Below are 19,067 nucleotides of genomic sequence, written 5' to 3' on the forward strand. Positions count from 1 at the left end.
TATTGTGGGGCCGGAACGGCCTGTCACTGAGTTACCTGTTGAACGCCTCGACCCCGGCGATGATCCGGGCGACCTCGTTGGGATCGAAGCCGCGCAGGTCGTCGACCTTCTCGCCCACGCCGATCGCGTGGATGGGGAGACCGTATTTCTCCGCGGCGGCGACGAGGACGCCGCCGCGCGCGGTTCCGTCGAGTTTTGTCATCACGAGGCCCGTGACGCCGGCGACTTCCTTGAACACCTCGATCTGGCTCAGGGCGTTCTGGCCGGTGGTCGCGTCGAGCACCAGCACCACGTCGTGCGGCGCGCCCGGATCGATGCGGCCGAGCACGCGGCGGATCTTGGCGAGCTCGTCCATCAGCTCGCGCTTGTTCTGCAACCGGCCTGCGGTATCGACGATCAGCACGTCCGCGCGCTGGTCGGTCGCCTGCTTCAACGCCTCGAACGCGATGCCCGCCGCGTCGCCGCCCTCGGCGCCCGCGATGATCGGCACGCCGACCCGTTCGGCCCAGGTCTTGAGCTGGCCGATCGCGGCCGCGCGGAACGTGTCGCCCGCCGCCAGCATCACCTTCAGCCCCTGATCCTTGAGGATCGCGGCAAGCTTGGCGATGGTCGTTGTCTTGCCCGATCCGTTGACGCCGATCACCAGGATCACCTGCGGCCGCGCCTTGTCGGTGGTCAGCGGCTGCGCGACGGGCGCCAGCGCCTTCTCGATCTCCTCGGCGACGACCAGCCGGATGCCCAGATCCTCCATGCCGCGCTCATACTGCCCCTCGGCCAGCCGGCTGCGGATGCGCGCCGCGGTGCCGGGGCCCAGGTCGCTGGCGATCAGCGCTTCCTCGATCTCGTCGAGCGTCGCATCGTCCAGCCGCGCGGCGCCAAGCCCGGCAAGGTTGCCGACCAGCCGGTCCGAGGTCTTCTTGAATCCGCCGAGCAGCCGCTCGCGCCACGAAGGCCCGCTCACGCAGCCATCCCGATCAGCTTGCCGTCCTGCACGTCCGCAATGTTGAGCGACACGATTCTACCAACCTCCGTTCGCGCTGAGCTTGTCGAAGCGCCGTCCTGTTCTTCTTCCGCTAAAGAGGAAGAACGGCCCTTCGGCAAGCTCGGGGCGAACGGGTGCGGCATGATCCGTACCTCAGCGAAATTCCCCGCATGGCCCCGATCGCCGGGCCGTTCCACCAGAATCGCCTGCCGCGTTCCCACCAGCGACGCAAGCCATGCCGCCCGCCGCACCGCCGCGCGCTGGCGCAGGGCTGCCGCGCGCGCCTTGGCCACGCCGGGCGCGACCTGCGGCATCCGCGCCGCCGGAGTGCCGTCGCGCGGGGAATAGGGAAAGATATGCGCATGGACGATGTCGCAATCGTCGATCAGCGCCAGCGTGTTGGCGAACATCGCCTCATCCTCGGTCGGGAATCCCGCGATCAGGTCCGCGCCGATCGCAAGTCCCGGCCGCGCAGCCTTGAGCCGATCAACCAGCGCCACCGACTGCGCGCGCGAATGCCGCCGCTTCATGCGCTTGAGCACCATGTCGTCGCCGGCTTGCAACGACAGATGGACGTGCGGCATCACCCGCGCCTCTTGCGTCAGCAGCGCGAACAGCCGCTCGTCGATCTCGATCCCGTCGAGCGAGGAGAGGCGCAGCCGTTCGACGCCGCTATGCGCCAGCACTCGCTCGACCAGCATCCCGAGCGTGGGCGATCCCGGAAGGTCGGGGCCGTAGCTGGTCAGGTCCACCCCGGTCAGCACGATCTCGCGATGCCCCGCTTCGACCAGCGCCTGGACCCGATCGACCACCGCGCCGGCGGGCACCGAGCGGCTGTTCCCGCGGCCAAATGGGATGGCGCAGAAGGTGCAGCGATGGTCGCAGCCATTCTGCACCTCGACAAAGGCGCGGGCATGAGCCGAGAAGCTCGCCGCGAGATGCGGCGCGGTCTGGCGCACCGCCATGATGTCCTGCACCAGCGCGGCCTCGCCCGATGCCCATGCGGCGGGCGTCAGCTTCTCGGCATTGCCGATCACCCGGTCGACCTCGGGCATCGCGCCGAAGCTCTCCGGATCGATCTGCGCCGCGCAGCCGGTGACGATGACCCGCGCCTCCGGCCGTGCACGCCGCGCGCGCCGGATCGCCTGCCGCGTCTGGCGCACCGCCTCGTTGGTCACTGCGCAGCTGTTGACCACGACGACATCCTGGGAGCCAAGCAGCGCCCGGATCGTTTCGCTTTCGGCAAGGTTGAGCCTGCACCCCAGGCTGATTACCTCTGGTCCGGCAATGGAGGACGACATGAGCGGCGATCTAGGCCTGGCGGACGGTGAAGTCCATGCGGACGCGCGTGACGTGCTCGACTTCTGGTTTGAAGAACTGACCCCTGAGCAGCATTTCATCAAGGACGACGCGCTCGACGCGACGATCCGCACGCGCTTTGCCGCGCTGCACGATTTCCTCATGGCGAGCGGCGCGGCCGGCTGGCGCGATACGCCCGATTGCCTGCTCGCCGCAGTGATCGTACTCGATCAGTTCAGCCGCAACATGCACCGCGGCACGCCCCAGGCCTTTGCCGGAGATCCGCTGGCGCTCGCCCTGACGATGGAGGCGATCGGCAAGGGCTGGGATGCCGGCCTTCCCCCCGAACGTGCGGTGTTTCTGTACATGCCGCTGATGCATGCCGAGAATCCCGAGGCACAGCGCCTGTGCATCGAGAAGATGGCGGCGATCGGCCGCGACGAGCAGGTCAAGTATGCGATCGACCACGCCGTGGTGATCGAGCAGTTCGGCCGCTTTCCCAGCCGCAACGCCACGCTCGGCCGGACATCGACCGCCGAAGAACTCGAATATCTGAAGCGTCCCGGCGTGGGGTGGTGACGGGCAGCCGGATTCGTGCTCCTGCGAAAGCAGGAGCCCAGAGCCTCAGGCGATACGCTCGTGATCCTGGGCTCCTGCTTTCGCAGGAGCATGGATCCGCTCAACCCGCGCGCCGCTCGCCGTCCGGAGCGATCGGCATCACGGTTGCCGGCCTCCGCGCCTCTGCGGGCGAGACCAGCATCCGCTTCTCGGCCAGCAGTCGCCGCGCGCCCGCCACGGAGAGCGGCTTGCCATAATACCAGCCCTGCGCCTTGGCGCAGCCCAGCGCCTTCAGCCGTGCCTCGATCGCAGAATCCTCCACGCCCTCGGCGGTGATCGGCAGGTTTAGGCTTTCGCCCAGGCTCACGATCGCATTGACGATCGCCGCCGAATCCGCGCTCTCGTTCAATGAGATGACGAAGCTCTTGTCGATCTTGATCCGGTCGAAGGGAAGCGCGCGCAGGTGCGCGAGCGATGAGTAGCCCGTCCCGAAATCGTCGAGCGCAAGGCTCGCGCCCTGGTTCTTGAGGGAGCCGACGATCGACTGGGCGAGCGCGAGATTCTCGAACAGCGCGCTCTCGGTGATCTCCAGCTCGAGCCGGTGGGCGGGGAAGCCGGTCTCGGTCAGCACCTTGATGATCTTCTGCGCCAGCCACGCATCGCGCAGCTGCCAGGGCGAGATGTTGACCGACAGGTTGAGTGCCGGGTCCCAGTCGCGCGCCGCAGTGAAAGCCTGGTGCATGATCGACAGCGACATCTCCGCGATCATGCCGGTTTCCTCGGCGATCGGGATGAACAGCTCGGGGCTGATCAGCCCGCGCGTCGGGTGTTCCCACCGCGCCAGCACCTCGAAGCCATAGAGCTTGCCGCTGGCGAGATCGATCTGCTGCTCGAAATAGGGGACGATCTCGCCGCGCGGGATCGCGGCGCGCAGCCCCGATTCGAGCTCGTTGCGCGTCTGCAGCTCGCGCTCCATCGACTGGTCGAACCAGGCATAGCGGTTCCGCCCGGACTTCTTCGCGACATACATCGCGATGTCGGCCGAGCGCAGCAACGCATCGATGCTCTGGCAGTCGAAGTCCGAGCGCGCGACGCCGACCGAGCAGGAGATGTGGAGCCGGAACCCGTCCGCTTCGATCGGCTGCGACAGCCGCGTCACCAGCCGCTCGGCGATGCGCTCGACCGTGTCGGGATTGGCGGGGTCGAACAGGAAGCCGCACGCGAACTCGTCGCCGCCCAGCCGCGCGGTGAGGGCGACGGGAGGCATGGCGGTGGCGATTTCGCCCGCGACGGCGCGCAGCAAGGCGTCGCCGACGGCGTGGCCGTGCATGTCGTTGATTGTCTTGAAATGGTCGAGGTCGACGATCATCAGCGCCATCGCCTTGCGCCGGGCGTGCGCGCGCACGAACATCGCGGCGCCTTCCTCGTTCAGGCTGCGGCGGTTGAGGAAGCCGGTCAGCGGATCGCGGCTCGCCAGCATGTGCGCGCGCTCCTCGGCGGCGGCGCGGATGCGGACCTCGTGGCGCAGCGCGGTGTGGCGGCGCCAGCCGAACAGGATCAGCGCGACGTTGAGCAGCAGCGCGATCACCAGCGTGCGGTCCGCGGGCGCGCCGCCCTCGAAATAGTGCTTGAGCGTCTTGGACAGCACCGAGCTGCCGGTGCCGACGAACATCAGGATCGCGGCGACGCTGATCGCTCCCGTGATCAAGTCGGTGCCCGGCGCACCGTTCTTGATGTCGTCGTTCTTGTCGAGATCCAGCGCCATGCCGGCAAAGCTCCCACCCCTGGCAATCGCGGGATATTCACGCCTGAGGGTGTAGATGGAGTTAAAGCCGGGGGAGGTTGCACCTATCTTCGTTTCCGGCTAAGCGCGCCCCGACCGTTCCCAGGAACGCGACGCCTGTTGCCCGAGGGCACGCTGGCCGACGAGGTTTCGTCCGCCGGCGTTTTATGCGTTTCGGCCTCGGGAACATGATTGGAGAAGCGAGTGTTCGATAGTCTGAGCGAGCGGCTTGGCGGCGTATTCGACCGTCTCAAGGGCCGTGGCGCGCTGACCGAAGCCGATGTGCGGACCGCGATGCGCGAGGTGCGGATCGCGCTGCTCGAGGCCGATGTCGCGCTCCCCGTCGCACGCAGCTTTGTCGATAGCGTCACCGAACAGGCGGTCGGCCATCAGGTGCTGCGCTCGGTCACGCCGGGGCAGCAGGTCGTCAAGATCGTCAACGACGCGCTGATCGCGATGCTGGGGCCGGACACGGCCGAACTCGCGCTCGACGTCACCCCGCCCGCCGTCGTGATGATGGTCGGCCTGCAGGGCTCGGGCAAGACCACCACCACCGCCAAGATCGCCAAGCTTCTCAAGAAGCAGGGCAAGAAGGTGATGATGGCGTCGCTCGACGTCAATCGCCCCGCCGCGCAGGAACAGCTCGCCGTGCTCGGCACGCAGATCGAGGGCGCGACGCTCCCGATCGTCGCCGGCCAGCAGCCGGTCGACATCGCTCGCCGCGCGCTCCAGGCGGCGAAGCTCCAGGGCTTCGACGTGTTGATGCTCGACACCGCCGGCCGCCTGCACGTCGACCAGCAGCTGATGGACGAGATGAAGGCGGTCGCCGACATCTCGAAGCCGCAGGAAATCCTGCTCGTCGTCGACAGCCTGACCGGCCAGGACGCGGTCAATGTCGCGCAGAGCTTCGGCGATCAGGTGCCGCTCACCGGTGTCGTGCTCACTCGCATGGACGGCGACGCCCGCGGCGGCGCGGCGCTGTCGATGCGCGCCGTCACCGGCAAGCCGATCAAGTTCGCCGGCGTCGGCGAGAAGCTCGACGCGATCGAGCCGTTCCACCCGCAGCGCGTCGCCGGCCGCATCCTCGGCATGGGCGACGTGGTGTCGCTGGTCGAGAAGGCCGCTCAGGCGATCGAGCAGGAAGACGCCGAGAAGATGGCGGCGCGGCTCGCCAAGGGCCAGTTCGACATGAACGACCTGCGCGGCCAGCTCGCGCAGATGCGCCGCATGGGCGGGCTTGGCGCGCTCGCCGGGATGATCCCCGGCATGAAGAAGGCGCAGGCGGCGATGGCCGCGGGCAATGTCGATGAACGCATCCTGCTCCGCATGGACGCGATGATCACGTCGATGACGCCCAAGGAGCGCGCCAGGCCCGAGCTGATCAACGCCAAGCGCAAGATCCGCATCGCCAAGGGTTCGGGCACGACCGTTCAGGACGTGAACAAGCTGCTCAAGATGCATCTCGAAATGTCCACCGCGATGAAGCGCATCAAGAAGATGGGTGGCCTCAAGGGCATGCTCGGGATGCTCGGCAAGGGCGGCATGGGCGGCCTCGGCAATGCGCTGGGCGGCCCGCAGATGGGCGAGATGATGGGCAAGCTCGGGGGCCCGGGCGGCGGCATCCCCGGACTGCCCGGCAATGGCGAGATCCCGCCCGAGCTCGCAAAGCTTTTGAACAGGAAGAAGTGACCCGAGTCGTCACCCCAGCGAAAGCTGGGGTCTCAAGCGGCAAGGGAAAAGATTGAGGCACGAGATCCCAGCTTTCGCTGGGATGACGAATTGAAGAGAAGGAAGATTATCAATGGCACTCAGCATGCGTCTGTCGCGTGGCGGTTCGAAGAAGCGCCCTTATTACCGCATCGTCGTCGCCGACGCCCGTAGCCCGCGTGACGGCAAGTTCATCGAGAAGATCGGCACCTACAACCCGCTCCTCGCCAAGGATTCGCCCGAGCGCATCAAGCTCGACACCGACCGCGCGAAGCATTGGCTGAGCGTCGGCGCGCAGCCGACCGACCGCGTCGCCCGCTTCCTCGACGCCACCGGCGTCAAGGAGCGCGCCGCGCGCAACAACCCGAACAAGGGCAAGCCGGGCGAGAAGGCCGTCGAGCGTGCCGAGGAGCGCGCCGAGAAGCTGAAGGCCGCTGAGGCCGCCGCTGCCGAGGCCGCAGCCGCGCCGGAGCCGGAAGTCGTCGAGGAAGCGCAGGCCGAGGCCGAGGCGGTCGTCGCTGCCGAGATCGAAGCCGCGACCGAAGCGCCCACTGCGGAAGCCGAGCAGGTCGCCGAGGCGGTTGCCGAAGAGACCCCGGCCGTCGAGGCTGCGGCCGAGGAAGCTCCGGCCGCCGACGCGACCGAGGAAAAGGCCGAGGGCTGACCCTTGGCAAGTGATCGCCCCGTCACGCTCGCCGTCGTCATCGGCGCGCACGGCGTGACGGGGGAGGTCCGCCTCAAGGTCTTCGCCGAGGACCTGTCGGCGCATCGCAGCTTCAACGGCGGCGCGCTGACCTTGAAGGCGCTGCGCGACGGCCCAAACGGCGCCATCGCTCGCTTCGCAGAAATCCCCGATCGCACCGCCGCCGAGAAGCTGCGTGGCACCGAGTTGGCCGTGCCGCGCGATGCGCTGCCCCCGCTGGGGGAGGGCGAATATTATCATGCCGACCTGATCGGCCTGGCCGCGGTCTCCGAGACCGGCGAGGCGATCGGCACTGTCGTCGCGGTCGAGAATTTCGGCGCGGGCGATGTGGTCGAGATCGAACGCCCCGACAAGAAACGCTTCATGGTCCCGATGCAGCCCGCCGCGGTGCTGCGCTGGGACGAGGCCACGCTCACCGTCGCCGACGGCTGGGCCGAATAGCCGGCGCGATGCTGGCGGTCCTCTCCGACATCCACGGCAACCTGCCCGCGCTCGAAGCGGTCATCGCCGATGCCCGCGCCGCCGGGGCGACCGGCTTCGCCAATCTCGGCGACAGCCTGTCCGGCCCGCTCTGGCCCGCCGAGACCGCTGATCTGCTGATGCGCGAAGACTGGCCCACGATCGCGGGCAATCACGAGCGCCAGTTGCTCACCCACACGCCCGAGCGGATGAACGCTTCGGATCGGTTTGCGAGGCAGTGCCTGAGCGACGCGCATCTAGCGTGGCTCGCCGCCCAGCCTGAAGCCCTAACCGTCACCCGGGCCCCCGTGCCGGGGCCCGCCGGGCGGCAAGCAATGGCCTTGAGCCTCGATCGCATCGCTCGCGGCGATGTGGATCCCGGCACGGAGGCCGGGATGACGAAGGTGGGCGCAATCCTCTGCGTCCACGGCAGCCCGCGCAGCGATGTCGAGCATCTGATCCACAGCGTTGAGGGCGCGGGTCTTCGCGACGCATCCGATGCGGAGATCGGCGAGCGTCTCGACGGTGCCACGGCCTCGCTGATCCTATGCGGCCACACCCATGTCCCGCGTATCGTCACGCTCGCCGATGGCCGTACCGTCGCCAATCCCGGCAGCGTCGGGCTTCAGGCCTATACCGACGATCACCCCGCCTTCTACGCGGTCGAGAATGGCGATCCGCTCGCCCGCTATGCGCTGGTGCGCGGCCACGAAGTCGAATTGCGCGCCATCCCCTATGACCACCACGCCGCCGCGGCGAAGGCGGGGCGCGAGGGCAGGGCAGATTGGGCCGAAGCGCTGCGCAGCGGCCGCAACGGCTGATTTTCGCTTCCAAAGTTGGAATTTCTCTGGTTGCCTGTGGCGATGAGCAACCGCAACCAGCCGGCCGCAACCTCGTTTGACAACCGCACGCGGAAACCCGTCAAACGAGTCAACTTTGTCAACCTGGCCGCGATCACCGCGCTGCTCGCCGCCCCGCTTCCCGCGACCGCCCAGACGGCACAACTTCCGCCCGCCGCGGCAGCCCAGATCGGCGATGCATTCACGAAGTTCCAGGAGCGCTCGCCCGTACCCGGCCTCGTCTACGCCGTGATCAAGGACGGCAGGATCGCTCTTTCCTCCACACAGGGCGTCCAGACGATCGGCGGCGCGCCGGTGACGATGGACACCCGCTTCCGCATCGCATCGATGAGCAAGGCGTTCACCGCGCTCGCCATCCTCAAGCTGCGCGACGATGGCAAGCTCTCGCTCGACGACCTTGCCGAGAAGCACATCCCCGAGATGCGCGGATGGAAATACCCCACCAGCGATGCCCCGCGCATCCGCATCCGCGATCTGCTCGCGCATGTCTCGGGCATGGTCACCGACGATCCCTGGGGCGACCGCCAGCAGGTGCTGACTGAGGCCGAGTTCACTGCGATGATCGCCGCGGGCGTCCCCTGGAGCCGCGTGGGGCAGAGCCAGCACGAATATTCCAACTACGGCTACGCCTTGCTCGGCCGGATCGTCTCCAACGTCTCGGGCAAGCCGTATCAGGCCTATATCCGGGACACGATCCTGCGTCCGCTAGGCATGACCGCCTCGACCTATGAAGTGGGTGAAGTTCCGAAGGACAAGCTCGCGGTGGGTTATCGCTGGGAGAATGAGCGCTGGGTCGAGGAGCCGCAGATGCGTGACGGCGCGTTCGGCGCGATGGGCGGACTCGTCACCACCGCGAACGACTATGCCAAATGGGTCGCGTTCCTGCTCTCCGCCTGGCCCGCGCGCGATGGCGCCGACACCGGCCCGGTCAAGCGCGCCACCGTGCGCGAGATGGCGCAGGGCCTCAACTTCGTGCGCATCACCCCGCGGCCCGGCAATGCGGAGGACGACCACTGCGTTCACGCCACCGCTTACGGCATGGGCTTCCGCGTCACGCCCGACTGCAATCTCGGCCTGACGCTGGCGCATGGCGGCGGCTATCCCGGCTATGGCAGCTTCGTGGTGCTCGCGCCCGAGACCGGCACCGCCGCATTCGGCTTCGCCAACCGCACCTATCAGGGGCCGTCGCTGCCGGTGTGGCAGTCGCTCTGGGCGCTCGCCCGCAACAATGCCATCGCGCCGCGCGAGACCCCGCTCAACCCGCTGCTCGGTCAGATGCAGGATGCGGCGCGCGCCGCCTATGCCGCAGGCACGCTCCAGCCGCTCGACGGCAGGCTGGCGATGAACTTCCTGATGGACCGCTCGGCCGGGAACTGGGTGAAGGAGTTCGCCCGGATCAAGGGGCTGGTCGGCGACTGCGCCACCGCCGAGCCGCTCGCCCCGACCGGCAACCTATCGACGGGGTTCCGCTGGAATTGCGCCAAGGGCAAGCTCGACGGCCAGATCCTGCTCGCGCCGACCAATCCGCCGACGATCCAGGCGCTGCGCTTCGCCCCCCAGCCGGGGAGCTAGCGCCGGATCGGCCGCTGCGCGTCGAGCATGTTGCGGATCGTCGTCGCCGCGACGCCCGCCTCGCCCATCGCGTGGCTGATCTGGTCCAGCCCCTTGACCACGTCGCCCGCCGCGAACAGCCCGGGGATCGAGGTGCGTTGGTGATCGTCGACCTCCAGGCACCCGTCCTCGGACGCGTTTGCCCCGGCCGCGACCGCCAGGTCCGAGCGGATGCGCGAGCCGAGCGCGGGGTAGATCGTGTCGAACGCCATCCGCCCCTTGGCGGTGCCGACGCTGATCTGCTCGCCCTCGATCCGGAAGTCGCCGCACGGCCCGTCGATCCGCGCGATCCCCGCCTCGTCGAGCTGGCTCCGGCAATCGGCGTCGAGCCGGTGCTCCGCCTCGGGCGCGATCAACGTGACGTCGGCGCTGTAGCCGCGCAGGAACAATGCCTCACGCATCCCATGGTCACCGGTGCCGACCACCCCGATGCGCTTGTCGGTCATCTCATAGGCGTCGCAGATCGGGCAATAGCGCAGCAGCCCGGCCTTGAGCGCGGCATCGTGCGTCGCGTCGTCGATCGTTTCCGGCCGGCGGTTGACCACTCCGGTCGCGAGCAGCACCGACCGCGCCGGGAAGGTGCGGCCGTCCGCGTGCACCGCGAATCCTTCGTCCAGCAGCTCGATCCGCGTCACCTCCAGCATCTCGCGCGTCGCGCCGAAGCTCTCGGCCTGTTCCAGCATCAGCGCCAGCAGCCCCGTCCCCGCGACCCCGCCCGGAAACCCGGCATGGTTACGCGTCCTTGGGATCAGCGCGGCGCGGCTCGACCCGTTGTCGAACAGCCGGATCGAAAGATGGAAGCGCGCGAGATAGATCGCCGCGGTCAATCCGGCCGGTCCCGCGCCGACGATGATGCAATCCTCCATGCCGTCTCCCTTGCCAAGCGGCGGCCGAGCCGCGAACAGGCGGCATGAGCTTCGCCGCAACCGTCCTAACGCTTTATCCGGAGATGTTTCCCGGCCCGCTTGGCATTTCGCTCGCCGGGCGCGGGCTCGCCGAGGGGAAATGGTCGCTCGACACCGTCCACATCCGCGACTTCGCGACCGACCGGCACCGCACCGTCGACGATACGCCGGCGGGGGGCGGGGCGGGGATGGTGCTTAAGGCCGATATCCTGGCCGCGGCGTGCGACAGCGTCGGCTACGATCGCCCGATGCTGGCGATGACGCCCCGCGGCGCCCCGCTCACCCAGCAACGCGTGCGCGAGCTGGCGGCGGGACCGGGCGTCTCGATCCTGTGCGGCCGGTTCGAGGGGTTCGACGAGCGACTGTTCGAGGCGCGCGCCATCGAACCGGTCTCGATCGGCGACTATATCCTTTCGGGCGGGGAGATGGGCGCGCTGGTGCTGCTTGACGCTTGCATTCGGCTGCTTCCCGGCGTAATGGGCGCGCCTTCCAGCGGGGTCGAGGAAAGCTTCGAAAGCGGCTTGCTCGAATATCCGCAATATACCCGGCCCGTCGAATGGGAAGGGCGCACGATCCCGCAAGTGCTGCGATCGGGGGATCATGCGAAGATCGCGGCCTGGCGAAAGCGACAGGCGGAGATCGACACACGGCTAAGGAGGCCGGATCTTTGGGAGCGCCATGAGGGCGCTCGGGTCCAGTCTCCCTCTGGCGCGCAGCGACAGAAGGACGAATGAGATGAACCTCATCCAGCAGATCGAGGCCGAGAACGTCGCGAAGTTCCTGGCCGACAAGAAGATCCCCGATTTCCGCCCCGGCGACACGCTGAAGGTCGGCGTGAAGGTCGTCGAAGGCGAGCGCACCCGCGTCCAGAACTATGAAGGCGTCTGCATCGCTCGCGCCAACAAGGGCATGGGCAGCAACTTCACCGTTCGCAAGATCTCGTTCGGCGAGGGCGTCGAGCGCGTCTTCCCGCTCTATTCGCCGAACATCGACAGCATCGAGGTCGTCCGTCGCGGCGTCGTGCGTCGTGCCAAGCTCTATTATCTGCGCGGCCGCACCGGCAAGTCGGCCCGCATCGCCGAGCGCCGCGACGTGCGCCCGTCGAAGGAGGCCGAAGCGGCCGAATAAGCCGCTCGCCAGACGAACAGCGCGGGGCGCGGGGCGATGGTCTCCGCGCCCCGTTTCGTTTCGGCGCGTTGAATTTCCGCCGAGTCGCATTATTTTCGCCCTGTGGCGAAGCGGATGATCCTGACAGCGAAGATGCGGCGGCAACGGTTGCCGCTCTGGCTCGCTCTGGTCGTCGCGCTGTTGTCCGCGCTGATGTTCGGCGGGATGCCGCGCACCACGGTGGTCGGATCGGCGTTCAATCCGGCGACGACCGCCGTCGCGCTCCAGCCCAGCCGCGCCCGGCCGTACGAGCGGGTCGAGGCGATCCGCCGCGACGATGAGCCGCCGGGCGGGCAGGGCGATGCGATCGCCGTCGCGCCGCTGCCGGTGGCGTTCGCGCCACCCCGATCCAGCCTTCCCCCTCCTTCCACGCCGCTGATCGCGGCGCCGGCGCTGTCATCGGCTCCTGTTCTGGATGGCAGCCCGCGTGGTCCTCCGCTTCCCTGACCTTCCCTTGCCAACCCGCCGCCTGCGGGCGGCGAAATTGGGAGAATGTCATGGAAACGCCACGCAACAAACGGCCGCCCTGGTGGTTCGTACCCGCGATCTGGAGCGGGATTGCCGGCAGCGCTGCGATCGCCGCGGCCCTGGTCGGCGCGACGACCGAGTGAGCCGCCGCCCGGGCTGCATCGGCGGCCCGGGCCACGAACAGGGACACTAAACGCCTATGCATCACACGCCGCTCATCGCCACGATCGTCGCGGGGCTCGTCATCGCCTTCATCATGGGCTCGATCGCCCACAAGCTGAAGGTCTCGCCCATCGCCGGCTATCTTCTCGCCGGGATCGTCGTCGGCCCGTTCACGCCGGGCTTCGTCGCCGACGGCAACCTCGCCGCCGAGCTTGCCGAGATCGGCGTGATCCTGCTGATGTTCGGTGTCGGCCTGCACTTCTCGCTGCGCGATCTGCTCGCGGTCAAGAATGTCGCGGTGCCGGGCGCGATCGGCCAGATCGCCTCGGCGGTGCTGATGGGCATGGGCCTGAGCTGGCTGCTCGGCTGGGATCCGCTCGCCGGATTCGTGTTCGGGCTCGCGCTCTCGGTCGCCAGCACGGTGGTGCTGCTGCGTGCGCTCCAGGGCTTCGGCATCGTCGATACCGAACGCGGGCGCATCGCGGTCGGCTGGCTGATCGTCGAGGATCTGGTGATGGTCCTCGCGCTGGTCCTGCTCCCTGCGCTGGCCGAGGTGATGAAGAGCGACGCCCCGGCGAGCTGGTCGGCACTGCTGGTGCCGCTCGCCCAGACCGGGTTCAAGATCGCCGGCTTCCTCGTCGTGATGCTGCTGGTCGCGCGCAAGGTGATCCCGATGGCACTGCACTGGGTGGTCCATACCGGCTCGCGCGAGCTGTTCCGCCTCGCGGTGCTCGCCATAGCGCTCGGGGTCGCGTTCGGCGCGGCGGTGGTGTTCGACGTGTCGTTCGCGCTCGGCGCCTTCTTCGCCGGCATGATCCTGGGCGAGACACCGCTCAGCCGTCAGGCGACCGAGGAGACGCTGCCGCTGCGCGATGCGTTCGCGGTGCTGTTCTTCGTCTCGGTCGGCATGCTGTTCAATCCGCAGGTGGTGGTCGATCAGCCGCTCGCGCTGATCGCGACCGTGCTGATCATCGTCGTCGGCAAGTCGGTCGCGGCCTATTGGATCGTTCGTGCGCTCAAGCACAATCACCGCACCGCGATCACCGCGGCCGCGAGCCTGGCGCAGATCGGCGAATTCTCGTTCATCCTCGCCAGCCTCGGCACCAATCTCGCGATCCTGCCCCCGGCGGGCCGCGACCTGATCCTCGCCGGCGCGCTGCTGTCGATCTTCATCAACCCGTTCATCTTCAACTGGTTCGTGCCCAAGCGGCAGGAAAAGACCGATCCGGTCGAGGCGCCTGCCGATACCGCCGACCTGCGCGGTCACGTCGTGCTGATCGGCTATGGCCGCGTCGGCAAGCTCATCGCGCGCGACCTTCAGGCGCGGGGCCGCAGCTTCATCCTAATCGAGGACCAGGCCGATACCGCGAAGGAGGCGAAGGAGGCCGGACTGAACGTGGTGCGCGGCAACGCGCTCGATCCCGAGGCGCTGACCGCCGCCGGGATCGAGCGCGCGGCCAAGCTGCTGATCGCGATCCCCGAGGGGTTCGAGGGTGGCGCTGTGGTCGAGGCGGCGCGCAAGCTCCGCCCCGACATCGCCATCGTCGCCCGCGCCCATTCGGATGCCGAGGTCGAGCATCTCGAGGCCGCGGGCGCGGGCGAGGTGGTGATGGGCGAGCGCGAGATCGCCAGCCGGATGCTCAGCCTCTGCGCCACCCCGCTCAAGCGCGAGGCTTAGGAAGTATCCCGCAATCCTCCCCCGCCAGGGGGAGGATTGAATCGGCTCATTTACCCATAGGACACGATCTCGAACTCGATCCCGTCATAGTCGAGGAAATAGAAGCGGCGGCCGGGCGAATAGTCGCCATGCGCGAACGGCTTCAGTCCAGCCTGAGTGACCTTGTCCTCGATCGCATCGAGATCGCGGACGAGGATGCCGACATGGTTGAGCGGCGCGCCCTTGGGGAAGCGCGCCTCCGGTTCGCCCGGGGGCGCATAGAGCGCGATGTAGAAGCGCTCGTCGCCGACATGGATCGAGGTGCCCCCGTCGCGCGCCAGCCCCTCCCAGCGGATATGCCAACCGAACAGCCGCTCCATCAGCGCTGCGGTGCGGGCGGGGTTGGTGACGGTGAGATTGACGTGTTCGATGATCGGGCCGGACATCCACATATCCTTTGCGGTTGCGTGATTGCCCGCCTCCGGTACAACCTCAACTTAAGTTGAGATCAAGCCCTAATTTGACGAAAGGCCGGGCATGCGCGGATGCGACCTGCTGACGATCGGCGAGCTGGCGGCGCGGACCGGCCTGTCGGTCTCGGCGATCCGTTTCTACGAGGGGCGGGGGCTGGTCTCGCCGATCCGCACCAGTGGCAACCAGCGGCGCTTCCTGCGCTCGGACATCAGGCGGCTGTCCTTCACGCTGATCGCGCAGAAGCTGGGACTGACGATCGAGGAGATCTGCGCCGAGCTGGCGCAGCTGCCGCAGGGCCGCACGCCGACCCAGGCGGATTGGGAGCGGATCAGCCGGCATTTCCGCAAGGAGATCGACCGCCGCATCGCGCTGCTGGAGCGGACGCGCGACACGCTCGACAGCTGCATCGGCTGCGGCTGCCTCTCGCTCAAGACATGCGGCCTCTACAATCCGGGCGATCGGCTGGCGGTCAACGGTCCCGGGCCGCGCTTCGTGCTGTCTGCGAACGAAACGCGGCCCGATCTCGATCAATAGGGGCTGATGTCGCTCACATAGCCGCGCGAGTCGACGATGCAGCGCGAGCGATAGCGCCCGGTCGCGACGCTGATCTCCCAGCTGCCGCGGCCGATGTCGCGCACGCTGATCGGCACGCTCGAGCCGAATGGGGCGTTCTGATAATCGTCCGCCCGGCGGGCGCAGGCGTCGCGCGCGGCCTGCGGCGCCGTGCGGACATAGGGGCGGTTGTAGGCGCGGCGGTTCTGCGCCTCGGTCTCGCCGGCCAGATAGCCTTCGTGATAGCCCTCGCTGTCGTGGCGGTCGTAATTCGCGCCGTACAGGCCGTCATTATAGCCGCGCTCATACTCGGCATCGTGCCCCGCGTCGGGGCGGCTGTCGCCCTTGTTCTTCTTGTGGCTCGCCAGCGCCGCGATCAGCCCGACCGCGACAGCGGCGCCGACCACCGCTCCAGGCGAAGGGCCGCCCTTGCCGCAATCGGACGCGGAGGCCCGCGCGACGGTCTGGTAGCGGCCTTGCCACACATTCACCCGGATGCAGGTGTCGGTGCGCGGGTTCCACCAGAATTGCGAGCCGCCGGAGGTCTTGGCGAGCGAGTAGCCGCGGCGCTGCAGCTCGGATTCGGCACCGGCGGCACGTGCGCCCTGCAGGTCGTTCTCCTGCGCGGCGGCTGCGACCGGCGTCATCGCCGTCGCCAGGAGGGTGAGGGCGGCAATCCCCTTGGTCATGCGGGTGTTCATCGTCATTTCCCCTGTTGTTGAACGGACGAAGTGTTGCGGCCCCATCGTTACGCTTCCGTTTCTCGAAAGCGCCGTTCTGCGCAAACCGTTCACGGTGCAACCTGTTCCGCCGACAGCGCTTTACGCCCCGCCGCCGCTCCGCAATAAGCGCTGCCTTGTTCCGGAGAGGTTTGATGAAGCGATGGCTGGCGGGTTTGATGATGGCGGGCGTGTGCGGACTGGCGATGCCGGCTGAAGCGCAGCAGGCGGCGCCGCAGCTGACGCTAGAGCGCGTCTTCGCCAGCCCTGATCTTGCCGGCACCACCCCGCGTGCGCTGAAGCTCTCGCCCGACGGCAAATATGTGACGCTGCTGCGCAACCGCGCCGACGATCGCGACCGCTATGATCTGTGGGCGATGGATACCGCGACCGGCGAATGGCGCATGCTGGTCGACAGCAAGAAGATCGGCACCGGCGCCGAGCTGTCGGAGGCCGAGAAGATGCAGCGCGAGCGTGCGCGCATCGGCGGCACGCGCGGCATCGTCGCCTATGACTGGGCGCCCGACGGCAAGTCGATCCTGGTGCCGCTCGACGGCGATCTCTACCTTGCGACGCTTGGCGGGGAGGTGCGCCGCCTGACGCAGAGCGAGGCCGGCGAGCTCAATCCGGAGATCAGTCCCGCGGGCGGGTATGCGAGCTTCGTGCGCGACCAGAACCTCGTCGTGCTCGATCTCGCCGCCGGCCGGGAAGTCAAGGCGACGACCGAGGGCAAGGGCAATGTCTATTTCGGCGAGGCGGAGTTCGTCGCGCAGGAAGAGATGGGGCGCCGCACCGGTTACTGGTGGTCGCCCGACGACCGGCGCATCGCCGTCCAGCGCTTCGACGAGTCCCCGGTCGGCATCGTCAGCCGCGCCGCGATCGGGGCGGAAGGGACGAAGGTCTATGACCAGCGCTACCCCAAGGCCGGGACCGCGAACGTGCTGGTCGATCTCTACGTCATCAACCCCGACGGCACGGGCAAGGTGAAGGTCGATCTGGGCACCGAGACCGACATCTATCTTGCCCGCATCGACTGGACGCCTGACGGCAGGACGCTGCTGGTCCAGCGCCAGAACCGCGCGCAGACCGTGCTCGACATGCTCGCGGTCGATCCCGCCACGGGCAAGTCGCGTGTGCTGTTCAGCGAGAAATCGGGCGACCGTAGCTGGATCAACCTGTCCGACGCCTATCGCCCGCTCCGTGACGGCAGCCTGATCTGGTGGTCCGAGCGTGACGGCCATGGCCACCTCTATCGCTTCAAGGATGGCAAATGGACGCAGCTCACCAAGGGCGACTGGGAAGTCGTCGAGCTGGTCGGGGTGGACGAGGCGAAGGGACGGGTGACCTTCCTTGGCAACAAGGACGGCGTCCTCGAGCGGCATCTCTACACCGTCGATCTGAGTAAGCCCGGCGTGGTCACGCGGATCAGCGAGCCGGGCTACTGGCACGCCGCCAAGGCCAATGACGCCGCCAGCCGGATCATCGTCACTCGCTCCAAGGGCGATCAGCCGACTCAGGTGATGCTGACCGACGCGGCAGGCAAGCGCCTCGCCTGGATCGACGAGAACAAGGTCGCCGGCGACCATCCCTATGCCCCCTATCTCGCCGGGCATCGCGCCAAGCAGTTCGGGACGATCAAGGCCGCCGACGGCACGATCCTCCACTGGGAGATGATCACGCCGCCGCTCGAGCCGGGGAAGAAATATCCGGTGTTCTTCCAGCATTATGGCGGCCCGCACTCGCAGCAGGTGAGCAAGGCGTGGGGCGGCGCGCTCCAGCAGTATATCGTCGATCGCGGCTATATCTGGTTCGTGCTCGACAATCGCGGCGCAGCCAATCGCGGCAAGGCGTTCGAGGATCACCTGTTCCAGGCGATGGGCGGGGTCGAGGTGAAGGATCAGCTTGCAGGCGCGGCGTATCTGAAGACGCTCGACTTCGTCGATCCGGCGAAGATCACCACCTATGGCTGGTCCTATGGCGGCTATATGACGCTCAAGATGCTCCAGGCCGCGCCGGGCACCTTCGCCGCGGGCGTCTCGGGCGCGCCGGTGAGCAAGTGGGAGCTGTACGACACCCATTATACCGAGCGTTACATGGGCGATCCGCGCAAGGTGCAGGCGGCGTACGACAAGGCGAACACGGTCGCCGATGCCACGAAGATCGCCGATCCGTTGCTGCTGATCCATGGCATGGCCGACGACAATGTCGTGCTCGAGCATTCGACGGTGATGATGGCCAAGCTGCAGGGTGCGGCGGTGCCGTTCGAGGTGATGCTCTACCCCGGCCAGACCCACAAGGTCGGCGGGCCGGGAGTGAGTGTCCATCTGTGGAAGACGATCCTCGACTTCCTCGACCGCAGCACCGCCGCCGCGCCCGCGAAATGAATTGACGGCGCGCGCGACGAGGATCAGCCTTGCCGCGACAGGAGGGCGGAACGATGCGCGGGATGATCGTGGCGGCGGGGTTGCTGGCGGGCTGGCCGGCGGCGGGCGAGGTGACCAAATCGGATCCCAACGGGTTCGTCTCGTCTCACAAGCTGGTCATCGCCGCCCCGCCCGAGAAGGTGTGGGACACGATCGTCCGGCCGTCGGTCTGGTGGAGCAAGGACCACAGCTATTCGGGGATCGCCGCCAACCTGTCGATCGACCCGCGGCCCGGCGGCTGCTGGTGCGAGAAGCTGGCGGGCGGCGCGATCGAGCATGCCCGCGTCATCTATGCCGACCGCGGCAAGGTGCTGCGCGTCGACGGCGCGTTCGGTCCGCTCCAGAGCGGTGCGGTTACAGGCCGGCTGACCTTCGTGCTCAAGCCCGAGGGGCAGGGCACGGCGGTGACCGTCACTTATGTGGTGGGCGGTTACCACCCGAACGGCCTCGCCGGGTTCGCGCAGCCGGTCGACGGCGTGTTCGCGGCGCAATGGCCCGCGCTCAAAAGGGCGGCGGAGCAGGGCGGCTAATTCAATCCTCCCCCGCCAGGGGGAGGTGTCAGCCGCAGGCTGGCGGAG

General features: G+C 67.9%; 20 protein-coding genes. 14 read left to right on the forward strand and 6 right to left on the reverse strand.

From position 1 onward, the window contains the following. Window positions 1–31 precede the first annotated feature (31 nt). Window positions 32–961: a signal recognition particle-docking protein FtsY gene (ftsY, locus tag VGD28_RS05565; protein WP_331027335.1), complete on the reverse strand. Its 930-nt coding sequence runs from the start codon at window positions 959–961 to the stop codon at window positions 32–34. Beyond that, window positions 958–2,283, reverse strand: a complete 1,326-nt coding sequence (mtaB, locus tag VGD28_RS05570) for a tRNA (N(6)-L-threonylcarbamoyladenosine(37)-C(2))-methylthiotransferase MtaB (protein WP_331027336.1) — start codon at window positions 2,281–2,283, stop codon at window positions 958–960. Before mtaB ends, ftsY begins: the two co-directional genes overlap by 4 nt. Here mtaB and VGD28_RS05575 point away from each other — a divergent pair. Beyond that, window positions 2,282–2,860 carry a DUF924 family protein gene (locus VGD28_RS05575; RefSeq protein WP_331027337.1) on the forward strand — a complete coding sequence of 193 codons (579 nt, stop codon included), beginning with the start codon at window positions 2,282–2,284 and terminating at the stop codon, window positions 2,858–2,860. The genes mtaB and VGD28_RS05575 overlap by 2 nt on opposite strands. A 100-nt stretch (window positions 2,861–2,960) precedes the next feature. Here VGD28_RS05575 and VGD28_RS05580 read toward each other — a convergent pair whose 3' ends face one another. Beyond that, window positions 2,961–4,604: a putative bifunctional diguanylate cyclase/phosphodiesterase gene (locus VGD28_RS05580; RefSeq protein ID WP_331027338.1), complete on the reverse strand. Its 1,644-nt coding sequence runs from the start codon at window positions 4,602–4,604 to the stop codon at window positions 2,961–2,963. Between the two features lie 222 nt (window positions 4,605–4,826). Here VGD28_RS05580 and ffh point away from each other — a divergent pair, with 222 nt between their 5' ends. From ffh to VGD28_RS05605, 5 genes are all read left to right on the forward strand, one after another. After that, window positions 4,827–6,311 (forward strand): signal recognition particle protein, encoded by a 1,485-nt coding sequence (ffh, locus tag VGD28_RS05585; protein ID WP_331027339.1) that lies wholly within the window; start codon window positions 4,827–4,829, stop codon window positions 6,309–6,311. 112 nt (window positions 6,312–6,423) lie between these two features. Next, the gene (gene rpsP, locus VGD28_RS05590; protein WP_331027340.1) at window positions 6,424–6,993 is read left to right on the forward strand and encodes a 30S ribosomal protein S16; all 570 of its coding nucleotides are present in this window, start codon (window positions 6,424–6,426) and stop codon (window positions 6,991–6,993) included. A gap of 3 nt (window positions 6,994–6,996) precedes the next feature. Continuing rightward, on the forward strand, window positions 6,997–7,473 hold the full coding sequence (gene rimM / locus VGD28_RS05595) for a ribosome maturation factor RimM (protein WP_331027341.1): 477 nt from the start codon (window positions 6,997–6,999) through the stop codon (window positions 7,471–7,473). Between the two features lie 8 nt (window positions 7,474–7,481). Next, window positions 7,482–8,312 carry a metallophosphoesterase family protein gene (locus VGD28_RS05600; protein WP_331027342.1) on the forward strand — a complete coding sequence of 277 codons (831 nt, stop codon included), beginning with the start codon at window positions 7,482–7,484 and terminating at the stop codon, window positions 8,310–8,312. Between the two features lie 42 nt (window positions 8,313–8,354). After that, entirely contained in the window at window positions 8,355–9,923 is a 1,569-nt protein-coding gene (locus VGD28_RS05605; protein WP_331027343.1) for a serine hydrolase domain-containing protein, read from the forward strand. Here VGD28_RS05605 and VGD28_RS05610 read toward each other — a convergent pair. Beyond that, window positions 9,920–10,828, reverse strand: coding sequence for an NAD(P)/FAD-dependent oxidoreductase (locus tag VGD28_RS05610; protein ID WP_331027344.1), 909 nt, complete (start codon window positions 10,826–10,828; stop codon window positions 9,920–9,922). The genes VGD28_RS05605 and VGD28_RS05610 overlap by 4 nt on opposite strands. A 44-nt stretch (window positions 10,829–10,872) precedes the next feature. Here VGD28_RS05610 and trmD point away from each other — a divergent pair, with 44 nt between their 5' ends. From trmD to ybaL, 4 genes are all read left to right on the forward strand, one after another. Further along, window positions 10,873–11,601, forward strand: coding sequence for a tRNA (guanosine(37)-N1)-methyltransferase TrmD (gene trmD / locus VGD28_RS05615; protein WP_331027345.1), 729 nt, complete (start codon window positions 10,873–10,875; stop codon window positions 11,599–11,601). Window position 11,602: 1 nt separating this feature from the next. Next, entirely contained in the window at window positions 11,603–11,995 is a 393-nt protein-coding gene (gene rplS / locus VGD28_RS05620; protein WP_331027346.1) for a 50S ribosomal protein L19, read from the forward strand. Window positions 11,996–12,109: 114 nt separating this feature from the next. Further along, a complete protein-coding gene (locus tag VGD28_RS05625) occupies window positions 12,110–12,481 on the forward strand; it encodes a hypothetical protein (protein ID WP_331027347.1) in 372 nt (123 codons plus the stop codon). Between the two features lie 220 nt (window positions 12,482–12,701). After that, entirely contained in the window at window positions 12,702–14,342 is a 1,641-nt protein-coding gene (ybaL, locus tag VGD28_RS05630) for a YbaL family putative K(+) efflux transporter (RefSeq protein ID WP_331027348.1), read from the forward strand. A 50-nt stretch (window positions 14,343–14,392) separates the two neighbouring features. Here the strand turns inward: ybaL and VGD28_RS05635 are convergent, their stop codons facing one another. After that, the gene (locus VGD28_RS05635; protein ID WP_331027349.1) at window positions 14,393–14,767 is read right to left on the reverse strand and encodes a VOC family protein; all 375 of its coding nucleotides are present in this window, start codon (window positions 14,765–14,767) and stop codon (window positions 14,393–14,395) included. Between the two features lie 91 nt (window positions 14,768–14,858). Between VGD28_RS05635 and soxR the strand changes: the two genes are divergently transcribed. Continuing rightward, a complete protein-coding gene (gene soxR, locus VGD28_RS05640) occupies window positions 14,859–15,329 on the forward strand; it encodes a redox-sensitive transcriptional activator SoxR (protein WP_331027350.1) in 471 nt (156 codons plus the stop codon). On the opposite strand, the gene VGD28_RS05645 is transcribed toward soxR, so the two are convergent. Beyond that, entirely contained in the window at window positions 15,323–16,036 is a 714-nt protein-coding gene (locus VGD28_RS05645) for a hypothetical protein (RefSeq protein ID WP_331027351.1), read from the reverse strand. The genes soxR and VGD28_RS05645 overlap by 7 nt on opposite strands. Here VGD28_RS05645 and VGD28_RS05650 point away from each other — a divergent pair. From VGD28_RS05650 to VGD28_RS05660, 3 genes are read left to right on the forward strand one after another with little or no spacing between them, the layout of a single operon-like run. Continuing rightward, window positions 16,035–16,283 carry a hypothetical protein gene (locus VGD28_RS05650; RefSeq protein WP_331027352.1) on the forward strand — a complete coding sequence of 83 codons (249 nt, stop codon included), beginning with the start codon at window positions 16,035–16,037 and terminating at the stop codon, window positions 16,281–16,283. The two genes, VGD28_RS05645 and VGD28_RS05650, sit on opposite strands and share 2 nt — an antisense overlap. Further along, entirely contained in the window at window positions 16,222–18,450 is a 2,229-nt protein-coding gene (locus tag VGD28_RS05655; protein WP_331027353.1) for a S9 family peptidase, read from the forward strand. The genes VGD28_RS05650 and VGD28_RS05655 overlap by 62 nt, the downstream gene beginning before the upstream one ends. Window positions 18,451–18,503: 53 nt before the next feature. Continuing rightward, window positions 18,504–19,019, forward strand: a complete 516-nt coding sequence (locus tag VGD28_RS05660) for an SRPBCC domain-containing protein (RefSeq protein WP_331027354.1) — start codon at window positions 18,504–18,506, stop codon at window positions 19,017–19,019. The last annotated feature ends 48 nt before the right edge of the window (window positions 19,020–19,067 follow it).

The organism is Sphingomonas sp. (assembly GCF_036402235.1).
Taxonomy (GTDB): Bacteria; Pseudomonadota; Alphaproteobacteria; order Sphingomonadales; family Sphingomonadaceae; genus Sphingomonas.

Excerpts from the sequence above, each read along its gene's own strand:
- VGD28_RS05650 (WP_331027352.1), top strand. The coding sequence starts at position 16,035 with ATGCGGGTGTTCATCGTCATTTCCCCTGTTGTTGAACGGACGAAGTGT.
- VGD28_RS05635 (WP_331027349.1), bottom strand. The coding sequence starts at position 14,767 with ATGTCCGGCCCGATCATCGAACACGTCAATCTCACCGTCACCAACCCC.
- VGD28_RS05655 (WP_331027353.1), top strand. The coding sequence starts at position 16,222 with ATGAAGCGATGGCTGGCGGGTTTGATGATGGCGGGCGTGTGCGGACTG.
- VGD28_RS05660 (WP_331027354.1), top strand. The coding sequence starts at position 18,504 with ATGCGCGGGATGATCGTGGCGGCGGGGTTGCTGGCGGGCTGGCCGGCG.
- VGD28_RS05605 (WP_331027343.1), top strand. The coding sequence starts at position 8,355 with ATGAGCAACCGCAACCAGCCGGCCGCAACCTCGTTTGACAACCGCACG.
- VGD28_RS05600 (WP_331027342.1), top strand. The coding sequence starts at position 7,482 with ATGCTGGCGGTCCTCTCCGACATCCACGGCAACCTGCCCGCGCTCGAA.
- VGD28_RS05610 (WP_331027344.1), bottom strand. The coding sequence starts at position 10,828 with ATGGAGGATTGCATCATCGTCGGCGCGGGACCGGCCGGATTGACCGCG.
- soxR (WP_331027350.1), top strand. The coding sequence starts at position 14,859 with ATGCGCGGATGCGACCTGCTGACGATCGGCGAGCTGGCGGCGCGGACC.
- mtaB (WP_331027336.1), bottom strand. The coding sequence starts at position 2,283 with ATGTCGTCCTCCATTGCCGGACCAGAGGTAATCAGCCTGGGGTGCAGG.
- ybaL (WP_331027348.1), top strand. The coding sequence starts at position 12,702 with ATGCATCACACGCCGCTCATCGCCACGATCGTCGCGGGGCTCGTCATC.
- VGD28_RS05645 (WP_331027351.1), bottom strand. The coding sequence starts at position 16,036 with ATGACCAAGGGGATTGCCGCCCTCACCCTCCTGGCGACGGCGATGACG.
- VGD28_RS05575 (WP_331027337.1), top strand. The coding sequence starts at position 2,282 with ATGAGCGGCGATCTAGGCCTGGCGGACGGTGAAGTCCATGCGGACGCG.
- VGD28_RS05625 (WP_331027347.1), top strand. The coding sequence starts at position 12,110 with ATGATCCTGACAGCGAAGATGCGGCGGCAACGGTTGCCGCTCTGGCTC.
- rpsP (WP_331027340.1), top strand. The coding sequence starts at position 6,424 with ATGGCACTCAGCATGCGTCTGTCGCGTGGCGGTTCGAAGAAGCGCCCT.
- VGD28_RS05580 (WP_331027338.1), bottom strand. The coding sequence starts at position 4,604 with ATGGCGCTGGATCTCGACAAGAACGACGACATCAAGAACGGTGCGCCG.
- trmD (WP_331027345.1), top strand. The coding sequence starts at position 10,873 with ATGAGCTTCGCCGCAACCGTCCTAACGCTTTATCCGGAGATGTTTCCC.
- rplS (WP_331027346.1), top strand. The coding sequence starts at position 11,603 with ATGAACCTCATCCAGCAGATCGAGGCCGAGAACGTCGCGAAGTTCCTG.